At 67.4% G+C, this 15,921-nt stretch carries 13 protein-coding genes and 2 pseudogenes; 7 read left to right on the top strand and 8 right to left on the bottom strand.

The window, feature by feature from the left end; translation table 11 throughout:
• Positions 1–84: 84 nt before the first annotated feature.
• Positions 85–432 (bottom strand): annotated as a pseudogene (locus tag AWC25_RS08635) (putative alpha/beta hydrolase); the annotation flags it as partial.
• A gap of 443 nt (positions 433–875) precedes the next feature.
• Here AWC25_RS08635 and AWC25_RS08630 point away from each other — a divergent pair.
• Both AWC25_RS08630 and AWC25_RS08625 read left to right on the top strand, forming a co-directional pair.
• Positions 876–3,593, top strand: a complete 2,718-nt coding sequence (locus tag AWC25_RS08630; RefSeq protein WP_085166636.1) for a glycohydrolase toxin TNT-related protein — start codon at positions 876–878, stop codon at positions 3,591–3,593.
• Entirely contained in the window at positions 3,590–4,126 is a 537-nt protein-coding gene (locus AWC25_RS08625) for a TNT antitoxin family protein (protein ID WP_085166635.1), read from the top strand. The genes AWC25_RS08630 and AWC25_RS08625 overlap by 4 nt, the downstream gene beginning before the upstream one ends.
• A 23-nt stretch (positions 4,127–4,149) precedes the next feature.
• Here AWC25_RS08625 and AWC25_RS08620 read toward each other — a convergent pair whose 3' ends face one another.
• Entirely contained in the window at positions 4,150–4,563 is a 414-nt protein-coding gene (locus tag AWC25_RS08620; RefSeq protein WP_069403058.1) for a F420-dependent biliverdin reductase, read from the bottom strand.
• 35 nt (positions 4,564–4,598) lie between these two features.
• Here AWC25_RS08620 and dprE2 point away from each other — a divergent pair, with 35 nt between their 5' ends.
• Genes dprE2 through AWC25_RS08600 form a run of 4 tightly spaced genes read left to right on the top strand, consistent with a single transcriptional unit; the run spans position 4,599 to position 7,997 of the window.
• Positions 4,599–5,348 carry a decaprenylphospho-beta-D-erythro-pentofuranosid-2-ulose 2-reductase gene (gene dprE2 / locus AWC25_RS08615; protein WP_085166634.1) on the top strand — a complete coding sequence of 250 codons (750 nt, stop codon included), beginning with the start codon at positions 4,599–4,601 and terminating at the stop codon, positions 5,346–5,348.
• The gene (locus tag AWC25_RS08610; protein ID WP_069403060.1) at positions 5,345–6,511 is read left to right on the top strand and encodes a bifunctional cobalt-precorrin-7 (C(5))-methyltransferase/cobalt-precorrin-6B (C(15))-methyltransferase; all 1,167 of its coding nucleotides are present in this window, start codon (positions 5,345–5,347) and stop codon (positions 6,509–6,511) included. The genes dprE2 and AWC25_RS08610 overlap by 4 nt, the downstream gene beginning before the upstream one ends.
• The gene (cobM, locus tag AWC25_RS08605) at positions 6,508–7,263 is read left to right on the top strand and encodes a precorrin-4 C(11)-methyltransferase (RefSeq protein WP_069403061.1); all 756 of its coding nucleotides are present in this window, start codon (positions 6,508–6,510) and stop codon (positions 7,261–7,263) included. The genes AWC25_RS08610 and cobM overlap by 4 nt, the downstream gene beginning before the upstream one ends.
• Entirely contained in the window at positions 7,263–7,997 is a 735-nt protein-coding gene (locus AWC25_RS08600) for a cobalt-precorrin-6A reductase (protein WP_069403062.1), read from the top strand. Before cobM ends, AWC25_RS08600 begins: the two co-directional genes overlap by 1 nt.
• A gap of 1 nt (position 7,998) precedes the next feature.
• On the opposite strand, the gene sigC is transcribed toward AWC25_RS08600, so the two are convergent.
• Complete coding sequence (gene sigC / locus AWC25_RS27330; RefSeq protein ID WP_232327408.1) at positions 7,999–8,553, bottom strand: RNA polymerase sigma factor SigC; 555 nt, start codon at positions 8,551–8,553, stop codon at positions 7,999–8,001.
• A gap of 171 nt (positions 8,554–8,724) precedes the next feature.
• Positions 8,725–9,351 (bottom strand): annotated as a pseudogene (locus AWC25_RS27325) (DUF2275 domain-containing protein); the annotation flags it as partial.
• A gap of 141 nt (positions 9,352–9,492) precedes the next feature.
• On the opposite strand from AWC25_RS27325, the gene AWC25_RS08590 reads away from it, so the two are divergent.
• A complete protein-coding gene (locus tag AWC25_RS08590) occupies positions 9,493–11,055 on the top strand; it encodes a PPE family protein (RefSeq protein WP_069403053.1) in 1,563 nt (520 codons plus the stop codon).
• 9 nt (positions 11,056–11,064) lie between these two features.
• Here AWC25_RS08590 and AWC25_RS08585 read toward each other — a convergent pair whose 3' ends face one another.
• The 4 genes from AWC25_RS08585 to AWC25_RS08570 are packed head-to-tail and all read right to left on the bottom strand — an operon-like array spanning position 11,065 to position 15,822.
• Positions 11,065–12,540 carry a precorrin-2 C(20)-methyltransferase gene (locus tag AWC25_RS08585; protein ID WP_085166632.1) on the bottom strand — a complete coding sequence of 492 codons (1,476 nt, stop codon included), beginning with the start codon at positions 12,538–12,540 and terminating at the stop codon, positions 11,065–11,067.
• A complete protein-coding gene (locus AWC25_RS08580; protein ID WP_069403051.1) occupies positions 12,537–13,163 on the bottom strand; it encodes a precorrin-8X methylmutase in 627 nt (208 codons plus the stop codon). Before AWC25_RS08580 ends, AWC25_RS08585 begins: the two co-directional genes overlap by 4 nt.
• Before the next feature lie 9 nt (positions 13,164–13,172).
• Entirely contained in the window at positions 13,173–14,300 is a 1,128-nt protein-coding gene (gene cobG / locus AWC25_RS08575) for a precorrin-3B synthase (protein ID WP_085166631.1), read from the bottom strand.
• A 22-nt stretch (positions 14,301–14,322) separates the two neighbouring features.
• The gene (locus AWC25_RS08570) at positions 14,323–15,822 is read right to left on the bottom strand and encodes an HNH endonuclease signature motif containing protein (protein ID WP_069403049.1); all 1,500 of its coding nucleotides are present in this window, start codon (positions 15,820–15,822) and stop codon (positions 14,323–14,325) included.
• Positions 15,823–15,921: the final 99 nt, after the last annotated feature.

Here is a 15,921-nt window from a genome sequence, read left to right as displayed (position 1 = left end):
TTGTCGATTCTTCCTGCCCGAACACTCGGGCAACAGAGTCGCATAACAACTGGACCACTACGACGGGCTCACCTCAAGGGCTGTGCCGCCTCGCTGCGTTCCCGCCAAGTCGGCCGCGATTCGCTGCAACTCGACCGCGATTTTGGGTAGTTGCAACGACTGCGCGCCGAGCAATTTGACTACCCGCTGTACTTCTGCGGACTCGTTGATCGGGTTGTTGCCGTTCTCGTGGTTCCATGCCGCCTCGAAGCGGCGGCGCGCTTCCTCGAAGGCATTGCTTGACTCGGTCGTGCACCGACCCGCAGCATGGAAGGCCTCCGCAAGGTCGGATATTTGCGCCGGCCGGCCAATTTGCAGGCTCTCATTAATCGCCCATGGATCACCGCCGGCCGCGGAGATCAAGTGCGGGATGCTTATGTAGCTGAGCCGCATCGGGGTGCCCACAACTTCCCATCTTGGGCATCGACCGTGGCAACGAACATCGCAACTTCTCCAGTTTGTTTCGACATGCGAGCAGATTCTGTTTCCGACGTCCCAATCCCCGTAAGGCACTGCGGATCTCGCGACGTGCTGAGGGCGAGGCTAACGGGGGTGGTGATGCCGGTCAATTCACCATCCCGTTTGGTGACTACCTCACTGGGCGGCCCGCACCCTGCGGGTCGATAGCCGTCGCCGAGGGCGTTGACGACAATTTTCCCAGTCTCGTCACTGCGGATCTCGTAACCGCGATCGGTCTCGAGTCGGCAATCGAAGAGATATGCGTCTCTGCCGTCGATACAGGCGAAAGTCTTCTCTTCAATTAGCAAGTAAGATCGTGCGGTCCCCGTTCCGCGGGTGAATAGCGCCGACGGCCGGCCCGCGCAAGAATCTCGCGCGTGGCCCCGATCGCTGTCGACCCACACGCGCTGTTCGCCGCCGGCAGCGCCGTGATTGCGGCGGGCGATGGCCTGGAAGCGGCCATGACGATTTTGACGGCTGGTTTCGGCGCCAACACCGGTCTGGATGTCGCCGGTGAGGTGTTCGGGCTGTCGTATCAAGCGATTGCGGAGTCGCTGCTGAATGCCGCGACGGCCGCGATCAATGCGTGTCGGCGCAACGGCGCCCTGGTCCAAGTCGACGCGTCGAACTGGTCGAAGGCCGAAGCTGCCTCGCGACTGGGCGGCAGCTCCGACTACTTGCGTGCGCCAACGGAACCGGCCCAGATCGGCGCCCCCGCCCCACCGGGGACGTTAGGCCCAGGGGAGCCACCTCCGCTGCTGTGGGCGGTGGTGCAATCCTTCGTCGACGACGTGTGGCCCAATGGCGATGTGGCGGCGCTTCATGCCGCGGCCGGGTGCTGGCGCGCATTCAGTGCGGCGGTCGGTGGGATGCGCGGTGCCCTGGACGGGTCGAGGACGCTAGTCGGCACGCAGCAGATCCCCGAGGGCGAAAAGATAATGCACGTCTTGTCCCAAATCGGCGACTCGATGGTCAAGTTGGGAGCTGGGTGCGAGGCGATCGCCCACAGCCTCGACGATTTCGCCGACCACGTCGCCAAGGCCCAAAACGATATCCGAAATCTGTTGCACCGTTTGGAGTCACTGACTGACATCTGGCACGACGTGGTCTCAGTACTTGATGGCGATGCGTTCGAAGAAATCAAGCGGATCGCAAGTGACGTCAACGCCGTGCTGCACGACTTGGGCCGGGAAGCACGGGCTTTCGAGCAGGGCATCAGGGTGCTGATGCAGGCCGCGGACGGCTTGATCGTCGATATGGAAAAGTTCATGCGCGGTCAGTTCACGCACTTTCTCGGCGATGCAGTCGGAAACCAGGCTGCCACCGTTTTTGATACTTTCGTCAACGCGAATGAGGGAGTTGTCAAAGGAGCCGCGCAGGCGGCCCTCGGCTTGGCCGATTTGAGTACGCCGTGGATGATCCTTGATCCCAAAGGGTCAGCAGCTACTTGGAAAGGAATGGCGGAAAGCCAGTTCAAAGCAGGCACGCTATACCAGATTCTGAATCCACGCGAGGGGTCCAAAGAGTATTGGCAGATGTGGAAATCGCTTCTGCACCTTGAAGATTGGAGTACTGCTCGCCCGGGATTGGGATTCGGAGAGAACGTTTTCGACGCCGCGACGTTCTTTCTCCCCGGAGTTGGAGAAGCCGGCGTGGGAGCGAAAGCAGGATCCGCGGCCGCACGCGGGGCAGAAGAGGCCGCAGAAGGCGCTGGCGCGGCAGGGCGCGCGGGAGAGCTGGGAGGGTCTGCTTCGACCGGTGCGCTGGGCGAGATCGGCAAACTCGGCACCGGCCTGACGAAGGATCTTGACAGCCTAAAGCTGGATCTACCCAAGACGGATTTTCCTCCCGGCGGTCGTTCGGTCGGCCCTCCACGAGTGGACGCGCCGATCGGGCCGCCGCAAAGGCCTGTGGAATCCGCGCCGCCCGGTGCGCCCGCGCCACACTCGCCGACAGCCCCCGGCGATTTACCAGGACCGGGACGCTCAAATGCACCCGTTGCTCCACACGATTCTTCGCTGGCTCCGATGCCAGCAGGCGGTCCGCGTGAGCCAGCGTCAGTACCTGCTGGCGGCCTACGTGAGGCCGCGCTCCCGCCGGCCGCGGTCGGCGAGCATTTGCCGCCGCCCAATTCACCGCTAGCTGAACCCAATTCGCTTCCCGCACCGCAAGTGGCTGGAGGCGCCCCCGTTGAAACGGCACCGTCTGCCGCGCATCCTGCACAGCAGGTGCCTGCATACCCGTCTGCCGTGCCCCATGGATCGATTCCACATCCCGCGCCCCCGAGTGACCTGCCTGCAGCGGGCGGAGAGGGTTCGCGTCGACCAGGCGACGGCGGCGGTGCACCTGGTGGCCATGACCCACTAGCCACCCCGCACGACGGAAAGACTGGCGGACCGCGATCTGACGGTGATGGGCCGCGCACGCCTGGTCGGGTGAGTCCGCGCGACGCAGAACCTGTTGATCCCATGCATTCGCATGAGCCCCGGGGTGATGGATGGGAGCGGTTGCCTGACCAAGCGACTGATCCGCTGTATGGCGAGCGCTTGCAAGACCATTGGGACTTCGTGGGTGACCCGACCGACCCGGCTAACATCAAGCCGTCGGTCGCGGACCTGATCAAGGATCCGGATGCGCTTTTCGGACGCGATGCGCATGGGGAGGCATATACTGCCCAGCAATATGCTGAACGTTTTAATAAGCTCGGCCCAACCGGCGAAGAATGGATGAATTTCCCCGATAACGGTGGCGCGGTGCCGGGCACCAAAGTTGCATTCACTGATATAGAGCAATTCACCAAGTACTACGGTAGAGAATTGGATCGCGTTGGTAACGACATGGGCAAGTATTTGGCAGTGATGGACGACGGGCGACCAGCGTCGTGGGAGGAACGCGCACTCCATGTCAACAGTCTTACCGATCCGTACCGCTCCTACGTGCTCGAGAGCCTTCCCGAGGGCTGGAAAATCGAAGTTTCTGAAGTTGCTCCCGGTCTTGGTCAACCTGGCGGGTCGATCCAGGTTCGCATATTCAACAGCGCAGGGAGAGCGATGACCATCGAAGAACTACTGGAGATCGGTGACGTGTTGAAATGATAAAGAGCGTAGAAATATCAAAGGAGCTAGAAAACTGGGGGAAGCTCGCGGGCTACACGCTGACTCCGGGCGCTAAGACGGATCATGGTCGAGCAATATTTTCGGCATCTTTAGGCGAGATTCGGCTCTTGATCGGTCAAAGTAAAACCGGGTTGTTTATCATTACAGATTCTGACCGCATGGGCCCGGAGCAGTTCATTCTAGCCGCTCCGCTAATGGCCACTATCGAACGGTACCTCTTCGGAAGATTCGGTTTGAGTATTAGGAGTCAACGAAACTTGCCGCGCGTGAGAGTACCAATCGCTGCGGAGGAGCTCATGCCTGGTTTCAGAATCGAGACGCGAGAATTTGACCACGGTGACCATCGGACGTTGGTTGCCGCGGATGGCACGCTCGTCGCCATTGGCAGCACGGATCAAATCACTGGTACAGCGGACCTCGTAAAATTGTCGCTATACCTGACTGCGACAGTTGAGGAGATCCAGGCTTCGGCCCTTGATGTAGACGGCAAGCCTCTCTTTGATATCCGATAGTTCTAGACGCTGCTGCGGCGTTGCTACTCCCCGCCGCGGTCGAGCAGATCCGACGACCCGAGCACGCGCTCGATCTGAACTTCGATGACCACGCGTCGGGGATTGGGCCGCGGGGTGCGGTAGCGCTGCGCGTAGCGCAGCTCGGCGTCGCGCACGGCATCGGCATCGCTGTTGACCTTGGCCCGGCCCTCCAGCGAAATCCAGCGCGCACCATCGACCTGGCTCAGCACGGCCACCCCACCACGGTCGGCGTTGACGGCCTTCTGCGTACCGCCGCTGGTGATCACCCGTGCGATATGAGTCACGGGGTCGAAGGTGAATCCGACGGCCACCACGTGTGGCGAGTTGTCGGCTCGAAGCGTGGTCAACATCGCCAAATGGCGTTCGGACAGAAACGCCAAAGCGTCGTTGGTGAGCCGCGTAGTGGTATTCGCCATCACCGCCCACGCTAGCGCAGGTAATAATCGCAGCCGTGGACGACACGGGCGCTGGTCCAGTTCTAATTCTGGGCGGTCGCAGCGAGATCGGCATCGAGCTGGCTCGGCGGCTGGCCGGCGGCGCGACGGTGGTGCTGGCCCCCCGCCGTGCCGACCAGCTCGACGAGCAGGTCGCCGCGCTCAAGACCGCTGGCGCGAAGGCGGTACATACCCGTGAGTTCGACGCAGACGACCTGGCCTCGCACGGTCCGCTGGTTGCGGCAGTCATCGCCGAGCACGGGCCCATCGCCACCGCGGTCCTGGCCTTCGGCATCCTCGGCGATCAGGCCCGAGCCGAGACGGACGCGGCCCACGCCATCGCCGTCGTCCGCACCGACTACGTCGCCCAGGTCAGCATGCTCACTCACCTGGCCACCGCCATGCGCACCGCCGGCAGCGGGTCACTGGTGGTCTTCTCGTCAATCGCCGGCACCCGTGTGCGTCGCGCCAACTACGTCTACGGTTCGGCGAAGGCAGGCCTGGACGGCTTCGCCAGCGGCCTGGCCGACGCACTCCACGGCACCGGCGTGCATCTGCTCATCTCACGTCCCGGCTTCGTCATCGGGCGTATGACCGAAGGCATGACGCCGGCGCCGCTGTCCAGCACGCCCGAACAGGTGGCCGCCGCCACCGCCCGCGCGTTGGCCAAACGCCGCCGCGCCGTCTGGATCCCTTGGGCGCTGGGACCGGCCTCGCTCGTGATGCGCATGCTGCCGCAGTTCATCTGGCGCAGGATGCCGCGATGATCGTCGTCGTTGGCATCGGCGCCGACGGAATGGCCGGACTCTCGGAAAAGTCACGCGCCGAATTGCACAGCGCGACAGTCATTTACGGCGCCAAGCGCCAACTCGACCTGCTCGACGACGCGGTGAGCGCCCAGCGCAGAGAATGGCCGTCGCCGATGCTGCCCGCGTTGGCGGCGCTACCCGTCGACGACCGCATCCACGTCGTCGCCAGCGGCGACCCACTCATGCACGGCATCGGCGGCACCCTCATCCGTCTGCACGGCGCACAACATGTCCACGTCTTGCCGCATGTCTCGTGCGTGACGTTGGCCTGCGCCCGGATGGGGTGGAACGTCCACGACACGGAGGTGATCAGCCTCGTCACCGCGCCCACCCACACCGCGGTCCGTCGCGGCGGCCAGGCGATCGTGCTGTCCCAAGGCCGATCCACGCCGAAGGCGTTGGCCACGCTGCTCGCCGCGCACGGCCGCGGTGACTCGGAATTCAATATTCTCGAACAGCTCGGCGGCCCGGGCGAACGCCGCCGCGACGGTACCGCCTACGAGTGGGCGCACCAAGCATCAGCGGACATCGACGACCTCAACGTGATCGCGGTCCGCTACCTGCCCGACGAGCGCATCACCCCACTGCCCGACGACGTCTTCGCTCACGACGGCCAGATCACCAAGCACGGCATCCGCGCGGTCACCCTGGCCGCCCTGCAGCCGCGCCCGGGCGAACGGTTGTGGGACGTCGGCGCGGGCTCCGGCAGCATCGCGGTGGAATGGTGTCGCAGCGGGTCGGGCTGCACCGCCGTCGCCTTCGAGCAGGACGAAAGGCGCCGCACCAACATCGAATTCAACGTCGCCGCCTTCGGTGTCACCATCGAGGTGCGCGCGCAGGCGCCCGAGCACTTCGACGGCGCCCCGACACCCGACGCCATCTTCATCGGCGGCGGGCTGACCCACCCCGGACTCCTCGATGCCTGCCTTGAGCGGCTGGCCAAGGGCGGCCGACTCGTCGCCAACACCGTCACTACCGAATCGGAATCCCGTGTGCTGCAAGCATATGCGCGGCGCGGGGGCGAGCTGCGGCGGTTCCAGCACTACCATGACGAGCCGTTGGGTACCTTCACCGGCTGGCGCCCGCAACATCCGGTCACCCAGTGGTCGGTGACCAAATGACGGTCTACTTCATTGGCGCCGGTCCCGGCGCGGCCGACCTGATCACGGTTCGCGGCCAACGCCTGCTGCAACGATGCCGAACCTGTCTGTACGCCGGCTCCATCATGCCCAAGGACCTCCTGGCCTGCTGCCCGCCCGACGCGAAAATTGTTGACACGGGCCCGTTGACGCTGGACCAAATCGTCGCCGAGCTCGCCGCCGCGGACGAGCGAGGTGACGACGTGGCGCGGCTGCATTCCGGTGACCCTTCGCTCTACAGCGCACTGGCCGAGCAGTGCCGCCGGCTCGACGCACTGGGCATCGGCTACGAAATCGTGCCCGGCGTACCGGCGTTCGCCGCCGCCGCGGCCGCGTTGAACCGCGAGCTCACCGTGCCGGGAGTAGCCCAGACGGTGACGCTGACCCGGGTGGCGACGCTGTCGACCGCCATGCCGCCCGGCGAAGACCTGCCAACCCTCGCCCGTTCGGGCGGCACCTTGGTGCTGCATCTGGCCGCGGCGCAGATCGACACCATCGTGCAGCAGTTGATCGAAAGTGGGTGCCGGCCCGAGACACCGGTCGCCACAGTCGCTTTCGCGACCTGGCCGCAGGAGACGGTGCTGCGCGGCACGCTGGCCGACATCGCCGGGCAGATGCACGACGTCGGCATCACCAAGACCGCCGTCATCATCATCGGCGCTGTGCTGGCCGCGGAAGGATTCACCGACAGCTACCTGTATTCGGCGGCGCGCCGCGCGACGGGTCAACACTGATGCGGGTGCTGTTGCTCGGCGGCACCGCCGAGGCCCGGGCACTCGCAAAAGCAATGCACCCCAACGTCGAGCTGATCAACTCGCTGGCCGGCCGGGTTCCGGATCCGGCTCTGCCGGTAGGGCGGGTCCGCATCGGCGGCTTCGGCGGTGTGCCGGGATTGCGCACCTGGTTACAAGACGAACGCATCGACGCGGTCGTCGACGCGACGCATCCGTTCGCGGCCACCATGACCGCGCACGCTGCCGAGGCCTGCGACCAGCTTGGCCTACCGCACCTGGTGCTGGTCCGGCCCGCCTGGGACCCCGGCGAGGCCGAAGTCGTACGCTCGGATGTCGAAGCGGCACAAGCGGTTGCCGCACATCGATACACACGGGTGTTCCTGACCGCCGGCCGTTCGGGCATCAAGGCCTTCGCCGCCAGCGAGGCCTGGTTCCTGATCCGCGCCGTCACCGATCCCGACGCCGACTCGCTGCCGCGGCATCATCGGGTGCTGCTGTCCCGGGGGCCGTATCACTACGACGACGAACTCGCCCTGCTGCGTAATCACCGGATCGAGGCACTGGTGACCAAGAACAGCGGCGGGGAAATGACCCGGGCGAAGCTGGACGCCGCCGCCACGCTGGGTATCCCGGTCGTCATGGTGGCAAGACCGCCGTTGCCGGACGGCGTCACAACGGCGGGCACGGTCCAACAAGCCGCCAATTGGGTTGCGGCGTTGGCTAATCCGCGGTGAGCTAGCCGGTCAGGTCGTCGCGTTCGGCGTCGGCCAGCAGGGCGTCGCGCGCCCGGGCGACCCGGGATCGAATCGTCCCGACCGGGCAGCCGCAGACGGCAGCGGCGTCGGCGTAGGGCAGCCCCAGCAGTTGGGTCAGCAGCAGGGCTTCGCGTTGTTCGGCGGTCAGGTTGGCGATCATCGCCGTCACCTCGACCAGATCCTCGAATCCGCGCGCGTGGCGGTCGGCGTTCAACAGCCGTTCGGGATCGGCGCCGGGGGCGGTGCGGGGCCGCGCTTGGACGTGGCGAATGTGGTCTGCGACCACGCGCCGGGCAATCGACAGCAGCCAAGTGCGCGCCGTCGAACGGCCCGAGAATCGTTCGATCGCGCCGATTGCCCGCAGGAAGGTCTCCTGCGTCAGGTCATCGGCGCTGCCCGCGTCGGACAGATAGGTGACGAACCGCCACACGTCCTGCTGAGTGGCTTTGATGAACGCCTCGAGAGCGCGTTGGTTGCCGCGGGCGGCTGCCAAGGCCAGTTCGGTAACGGCCTCGTCATCGCTGGACGCGGTCATGGCCAACCACCTTAGTTGCGCGGACGCGGTCAGTCTACGACCGGTCGTCGTAGAGTTCGCCTTGGGGTCGGACGACCGGTTGATCGGCCGCAGGTGGCCCCGCCGCCGTCCGGCGAAGTGCCCGTCGGGCAGCTCGGTGTCGAAAACGTCGAAATCGGATCCGCGCGGGCGGCGACCGCCCGTCCGGTCCCGCGCCACCAACACGGCGAAGGCCAGACCGAGCAGTACCGGCACGTGACTGGCCACGCGCGTCGCGGTCACCTGCCTGTCGAGGGCGTCGGCGGCCACGTAGCTCATCAGCGCCACCGAATACGCCCCGGCGATCGCCGCCACGCCGATCGCGGTCACCGGCCAGATGCCGGCCGCGATCATCGCGGTGCCCAACGCCAACAGCCATGCGGTGGACTCGTGCAGCAGGTGCTCGCCCGACATCGCGCCGTGCATGTGGTGCGAGACCATGCCGAAGTTCATGCCGCTGATTTGGGCGATCGCGATCGCGACCTGGAACGCACCCACCGCGATCAGTCCCCACCGCCGGTACCGTGACCGCACTGCGCGCATCCAACGCTGCGAACGGGTGGAGTTGTCGTCGATGCTCGCCATGATGCGGCCGACCAGATCGGGTCCGTCGCCCGGTGTCATCGAGGCGAACCGGCGAGTCTGCGCCGCCGCGCCGATCAGCCAGGTGCGGCAGCCTCGGCATGACTCCAGGTGGGCATCGACCTGTTGTGCGAGCACTTGGGGGCGCTCGCCGTCCAGCCGGGCGGAAAGTGCCTCACGCGCAACGTCACACCGCATCCCTGCATCGTTGCGCATGCTTGCGCCGCGCGCAAAGACCCGACCCCCGACGCGGCCCAAAACGGGGCGGGAACTTATCGGCGCCGCCGGACGACCACTAAGGACCAGCCCACTAGCCACCCCGTCCGGAGGCATGTCTGTATGACCGCGCCGATTTGGCTCGCATTCCCACCGGAGGTGCACTCGACCTTGCTGAGCAGCGGTCCCGGGCCCGGTCCGCTGCTGGCCGCGGCGGGGGCGTGGTCGGCGCTGAGCACCGAATACACCGAGGCCGCTGATGAACTCACCGCAGTGCTGGCCTCGGTGCAGGCGGGCGATTGGCAAGGCCCGACCGCTGCGCAGTACGTCGCGGCGCACGCCCCGTACCTGAGCTGGCTGCTGACCAGCGCCGCCAACAGCACGACGGCCGCCGCGATGCACGAGACCGCGGCCGGTGCCTACACGGCCGCCCTGGCGGCCATGCCGACGTTGGGGGAACTGGCCGCGAATCACGCCATTCACGGTGCCCTGGTGGCGACCAATTTTTTCGGCATCAACACGATTCCGATCGCGCTCAACGAGGCCGACTACGCGCGCATGTGGGTGCAGGCCGCGACGACGATGAGCGCCTATGAGGCGGTCAGCGAAACGGCGCTGGCCGCGGTCCCACCCAGCACGCCCGCACCACCGATCATGACGGCAGCGGCGAACACGTCGACCGTCGAGCAGGCCAGCACAGCGGCACCGCAATATCCGTCCTGGATGGATCAGCTCGCCCAGTGGCTGCAGCAATACACGAGCGGTTTCGCGTGGCCGGTGTCGAAGTGGCTCAACCCGGGCGGTTGGCCCTTCCCGCCGGTGCCGTGGGTCAACAGTCTTGCGGCCTTTTTCGGGCAGCTGGGACTGTCGCCGGCGCTGGCCAGCGCGATGGGCTGGGCGATCTTTCACACCCTGATGATTTTCTGGCCGTTCCTACAGATCGCCATTCAGCTGGCCGTCGTCGCCGTTCCTGCGATGATGATCGTCGCCGCGACCGGTGCGGCCGGAGCGGCGGCGGGCGCCACCGCGATTGCCGTCGGCACCGCGGTTCCACTGGCGGTCCAGCCGGCGCCTGCGGTGCCCGCTCCGACGCCGATGCCGTCCGCGCCCGCGCCCGCGGGATTCGGCAACGTTCCGACCACGTCGAGCGTCAGTGCCCCCGCGCCCGCTCCGGCGAGCGCGACCGCGGCCCCGGCGAGCGGCGCCCCGCCGGCCGGAGGCGGACCCGCCGTCGGGTTCGGGCCCACCAGCACTACGGGCCTCGGTGCCGGTCTTTCCGACGCGCTCTACGCGGTGGGTCTGTCGGGTTTGTCCGGGCGTGCCGCCGCGAGCAGTCGCTCACGCCGCAAGTCCGCGCAGCCGGCTGCCGACGACGTCGACGCTCCCGCCGACGCCGCCGCGGCAGCCGCAAAGCAACGGTTGAAGGCTCGCAGGCGCCGCGGGGCAACCGTCAAGGACAAGGCCTACCGCTACGAGTACATGGACCTCGAGGACGCGGCGGGGCCCGACGACGTGCCGGACGTGTCGGTGGGGGAGTCCGGCCAGTCGGCGGGACTCTTCGGATTTGCCGGTGCCGCAACGAAATCCGGGGCACGCCAGGCTGCCGGACTGGCGACGCTGGACGACGACGGGCTCAGCGACGGTCCGGCCGTGCCGATGCTGCCGAACAGCTGGACCCGTGGCTAGCGCGCTCGATTAGGCCGGGTAACGCCGGGGCGTGAACACCCTGTCGCCGGAATCGTCTGCGTACCACTGGGTTTGAGATGACCCGACGATCAGTAGGCAGCGCATGTCGACGTCGGCGGGGTCGAGGTCGGCCAACCGGACCACCCGCACATCCTCGTCGGGTCCGGATACGTTGCGGCCGACGACCACCGGCGTTCCCGGTTCGCGATGGGTCAGCAAGATGTCGCGCATGGCACCGACCTGCCAAGTCCGGCTTTTGGAGGCCGGGTTGTAGATGGCCAGCACCAAATCCGCCGCGGCCGCGGCGGACAACCGCGCCTCGACGACCTCCCACGGCTTGAGCCGGTCGGACAACGAAAGCACCGCGTAGTCGTGGCCGAGCGGGGCGCCGACTCGGCTGGCGACGGCCTGGGCGGCCGTCATCGCCGGAATCACTCGGATCTGCACGCCTGGCCACTGTTTGGCTTCCTCCAGCACGGCGGTGGCCATGGCGAACACCCCCGGATCGCCCGACGAGACGACCGCCACGGCACGGCCCTGTTCGGCGAGCGCGCAGGCCAGTCGCGCGCGTGCCGGCTCGTCGGTGTTGTCGCTGGGATGGCGTTGTTGGCCGTCGCGGACCGGTACGCGATCGAGGTAGGGGCCGTAGCCGATCAAGTCGGTCGCGCCGGCCAGCTCGCGTCGGCTCTGAGGTGTCATCCAGTCGCTGTCGCCGGGGCCCAGGCCGACGACCGCGACGGCCCCGACCTTCGCCGGCTGGCCGCGCCGCCCGCCGGGCAGCATGGCCAGGGAGAAGTACGGCACGCCGTCTTCGTCGACCTCCGCAGCCGGCGCAATGCGCTGCGTCGTGGTGCTGGCCCGCTCCACGTAAAACGCTTCGTCCAGCCGACCCGATGCCGAAAGCGCTTCTCGCACAGCACGATACGACCGTCCTAGTTTCAGCACCACGGCGGCGTCGGTGTCGGGGAGCCGGCGCGTCAGTTCGGCGACCGGCAGGGTTCCCGGCAGCACCGACAGCACCTCGTCGCCGGCCACCAGGGGTGTCGCGACGGCGGCCGATGCGGCACTCACCGAGGTCACGCCGGGGACGATGACGGCGTCGAACCGCTCCGTCAGTCGGGTGTGTAAATGCATGTAGGAGCTGTAGAACAGCGGATCGCCTTCGGCCAGCAGCGCCACATCACGTCCGGCTTCGAGGTGCGCGGCGATGCGCACGGCGGCCTCGACATAGAAGTCCTCGATCGCGCCGGCATAGCCGCCGGGATGATCGGTCGCCTCGGTGGTGACCGGGTAAACGAGGTGTTCCTCGAGCTGGCCGGGCCGCAGATACGGCTCCGCGATGGCGCGGGCGATGCTGCGGCCGTGCCGGGCGCTGTGGTACGCGACGACGTCGGCTTCGCCGATCACCCGGGCGGCCTTGACGGTCACCAACTCCGGGTCGCCGGGCCCGAGCCCGACTCCCCACAGCGTGCCCCGGATCGTCATTCGGTGTCGCTCGCGATCGCATTGACGGCCGCGGCGGCTATCGCGCTGCCGCCGCGGCGGCCCTGCACTACCAGGTACGACATGCCGCGGGGTTGGTCGATGAGTTCCTGTTTGGACTGTGCCGAGCCGACGAATCCGACCGGACCGCCGAGTACGGACACCGGCGCCGGTGCGCCCTCGTCGACCAGCTCGAGCAGCCGGAACAGGGCAGTGGGCGCGTTGCCGATCGCCAGCACGGCGCCGCCGAGTCGGTCGGCCCACAGTTCGACTCCCGCCGCCGAGCGGGTGGTGTGCCGACGCGCGGCCAGCTCTGGGGCGCGTGGATCGGCGACCAGCGACACCACCTCGTTGTTCGCGGGCAGGCGCGCGGCGGTGATCCCGGCGGCCACCATCGACGAATCGCACAGCACCGGAGCGCCGTCCCGCAACGCGACGGCGGTCCGCGTCACCACGTCGTCGGTGAAGGCGACGTGCTCGGCGACGTCGACCTGACCGCAGGTGTGGATCAACCGGACCACGACCCGCGCCACGTCGGCGGGAAATCGCGCCAGATCGGCTTCCGCGCGGATGGTCGCGAACGACTGCCGGTAAATCTCCGCCGCGTCGCGGATGTAGTCGAGCACCTGCTCACCCTAATCGCGCAGCATCCGGTACCCGTCACCCGTGGCGACCAGCACCTGACCGGTCGGCGGGCTGCCGCAGGCGCGCTCGCAGCCGACAAAATGGCTGTGCCCCGCCGCGAGCCCCGCCGCGTGGTCCGTCCTGACGGCGTTCGCCGCGTCCGCTCGCACGTCGGCGGCCGAGTGCGCGCAACCGGGGCTGCCGGTGCACGCGCTGACGTCCAGCCACGGCGAATTCTCGTCGAACACCAGGCCCAGCGGTGCGAGCACCCGCAGCGCCACGTCGGCGACATCGCCGTCGAGGTCGCACACCAGCACCGACCGCCACGGCGTGATCACCATCGGTGCCTCGATCGCAGCGAGATACTCCGCAACCCGTGCGGGCAGCACGCCCAGCGGTACCGCGGCGCCCAGCGCGACCCGGCCTTGCTGACCGGGCCGGTCCTGCACTATCCAGCCGACCGGCGGTCTGGTGACGGGCGTGAAGGTGGGCGCGGCGAGATCGGCGCCGGGCAGCAGGTCGGCTACATCATCCAATTCGTCGATGCGCCAAGCCTTTCCACGTATCTCCAGGAATCGGCGGGCGACCCCGATCAGCGTCGGGACGACGTCGTCTACCGCCATCCGCAGGCCGGTGTCTCGGCCCGCCAGCAGCAACGCGCAACCATCCTCGCCGACGTGCACCCCAACATCGGCGCCCAACCCGGACACGTCGGCGCGGCCGTCGTCGATGCCGAACCAGAAGCGGCCGCCCAGTTCCACCAACGTGGGGTCGGCACAGATTGCGCCGTCCAGTGCGTTCACCCAGGGCCGTACGTCGGCACGTCCGCCGGAGCGACCGGTCAGCGGCGAGGCGACGATATTGCGGACGCGCTCATGAGTCGCGGAGGGCAACAGCCCGGCGTCGGCAATGGCCCGCGCCGCGGCGGACACGTCGGTGATGGCCCGCAATTGCAGGTTGCCCCGCACGGTCAGCTCCAAGGTGCCCGAGCCGAACGTGGTGGACACCGCGGCGAGGGCCGCCAGCTGCGGCGCGGTGATCATCCCGCCGGGCAGCCGCACCCGAACCAGCGCACCGTCGGCGGCCTGATGCACCTGGAGTGCACCCGGGCAGGCGTCGGTGTCGCGGTTCCTGGCCACCCGTCCACGGTAAGGCCAAGAACTAGAACGGCGGTGGTTGGTTCCGCTCGGCCACGTGCGCGGCGTTGAGTGCACGTTCGGCGTTGATACGTCGGATGCGGTCTTGTTCGCGGCTGCGCCGCCGCTTCGGCATCATGACGCCGCGGCCATCGACCCGACTATCGTGACCGGGCACCGCGGGCAACTCGCCGGTGGGTAGGCACAGCGACGGGAAGAGCAGCCGACTGCCCGGCCGTGTCGTGTAGGTATGACCGGTCGGCGATGTCCAGACCACCGTGCCGTCGGGCCACTGCTCGTCGCGCCACGCCGTCCAAAATGTCTTGAGCAAGTGATGTTTTCGGCACAAACACTTCAAGTTCGACGGATGGGTGGGGCCGAGGGGATAGGGGATTGAATGGTCGATATCGCAGAATTCCGCCGGACGGTCGCAGTTGGGGAACCGGCAGGTCAGGTCGCGGCAACGGACAAACGCATCCAGCGCGGCGGATGGTCGGTACTGCGGCTCCGCCGCGACCCGCTTCCCTGGATAGCGCACTGGCCGCAGCTGCGCGCCCTGCCGAACCAGCTCGGCAATCCTGGGTGCGGGCACCGTGCCGCCACCGGCGATCAACGCGGTCGGCGGATTGTTGGCCGGAGCCGTCGGCGGCGCTTCGCCGTCGGGTTTCCCCTCACCGGACAGTCCGGCGTCGCGCTTGCCGTCGAGCGACGACGATTCGGCGACGACGTGAATGACGACGTTGGACGCCCGTTCATCGCATTCCAGGCGGGCAGGGCAGTCGTCGTTACCGCAACCGCAGGCGAGGTGCTGACCTCCGGCGGCTAGCGCACCCAGCGCGTCGGCGCGGCGCTGGGCGAGAGTACGCGGGTCGTCCTCGCAGACCTCGTGAGCCATAGCCAACAGTCGTCGATCAAGTGCCGCCGCGTCGGTGGCATACAGTCGGCCCCACAGCGCGGCGGTGCCCGACTCGCCATTGGCCAGGTCGACCACCAGATCGCGGCTGCGCGCGGCCGACTGAATGCGCCGTAACGCCCCGGGATCGTGACGATCCACCACCGCGTCGATGGCTTGAGCGGTCTTGGTCACCGACAGCGGCCCATAGCGGGCCGCATCTTTGGCCAGCTCCGCATCGACCAGTCGAAGGATGTCGGGATCCTTGATCAGGTCCGTGTGCCAGGCGATGGCCGACGCCAGTCGCGCACTGATCGCGCCCTCGGCAAACAGGGCCGCCACTCGCGGCAGCCGATCCCGCAGTGCGACGGCCAAGTACATCTGGCCCGACGCCGCCCGATGACTGATTCCTTGCGCTGCAGCCACTTCGGCCGCGATGGCGTCCCAGTTGTCGCACGACCACATGGCGTGGTCGACGGGACCCGTCGCGCGTCGTCGCACCAGTTCGGCGATCGCGGCCAGCCGGGCTGCCGACGCGGCGGCCTCGACGCGCGCCCACCCGGTGATGGCGGCGACCACCGTCGCATCGTCCGCGCGCACCAGCGCCGCGGACCCTTTCAGTCTATCGAACATACGTTCGAGTATAGCGGAGTCTACTGACCGCGTTGACTCGCCAGAAATGCGCGTGAAAGGGTTATTCGTTGCCTCACTGAAAATGCGCGCGTACGCCCA

Origin of the sequence: Mycobacterium sherrisii (assembly GCF_002102355.1) — a bacterium.
In the GTDB taxonomy this organism is placed as follows: domain Bacteria; phylum Actinomycetota; class Actinomycetes; order Mycobacteriales; family Mycobacteriaceae; genus Mycobacterium; species Mycobacterium sherrisii.
Note: the sequence above shows the minus strand (reverse complement) of the source record. Positions and strands in the feature narration are given on the sequence as shown.

Excerpts from the sequence above, each read along its gene's own strand:
- AWC25_RS08570 (WP_069403049.1), bottom strand. The coding sequence starts at position 15,822 with ATGTTCGATAGACTGAAAGGGTCCGCGGCGCTGGTGCGCGCGGACGAT.
- AWC25_RS08590 (WP_069403053.1), top strand. The coding sequence starts at position 9,493 with ATGACCGCGCCGATTTGGCTCGCATTCCCACCGGAGGTGCACTCGACC.
- AWC25_RS08600 (WP_069403062.1), top strand. The coding sequence starts at position 7,263 with ATGCGGGTGCTGTTGCTCGGCGGCACCGCCGAGGCCCGGGCACTCGCA.
- AWC25_RS08585 (WP_085166632.1), bottom strand. The coding sequence starts at position 12,540 with ATGACGATCCGGGGCACGCTGTGGGGAGTCGGGCTCGGGCCCGGCGAC.
- sigC (WP_232327408.1), bottom strand. The coding sequence starts at position 8,553 with ATGACCGCGTCCAGCGATGACGAGGCCGTTACCGAACTGGCCTTGGCA.
- AWC25_RS08625 (WP_085166635.1), top strand. The coding sequence starts at position 3,590 with ATGATAAAGAGCGTAGAAATATCAAAGGAGCTAGAAAACTGGGGGAAG.
- cobM (WP_069403061.1), top strand. The coding sequence starts at position 6,508 with ATGACGGTCTACTTCATTGGCGCCGGTCCCGGCGCGGCCGACCTGATC.
- AWC25_RS08620 (WP_069403058.1), bottom strand. The coding sequence starts at position 4,563 with ATGGCGAATACCACTACGCGGCTCACCAACGACGCTTTGGCGTTTCTG.
- AWC25_RS08610 (WP_069403060.1), top strand. The coding sequence starts at position 5,345 with ATGATCGTCGTCGTTGGCATCGGCGCCGACGGAATGGCCGGACTCTCG.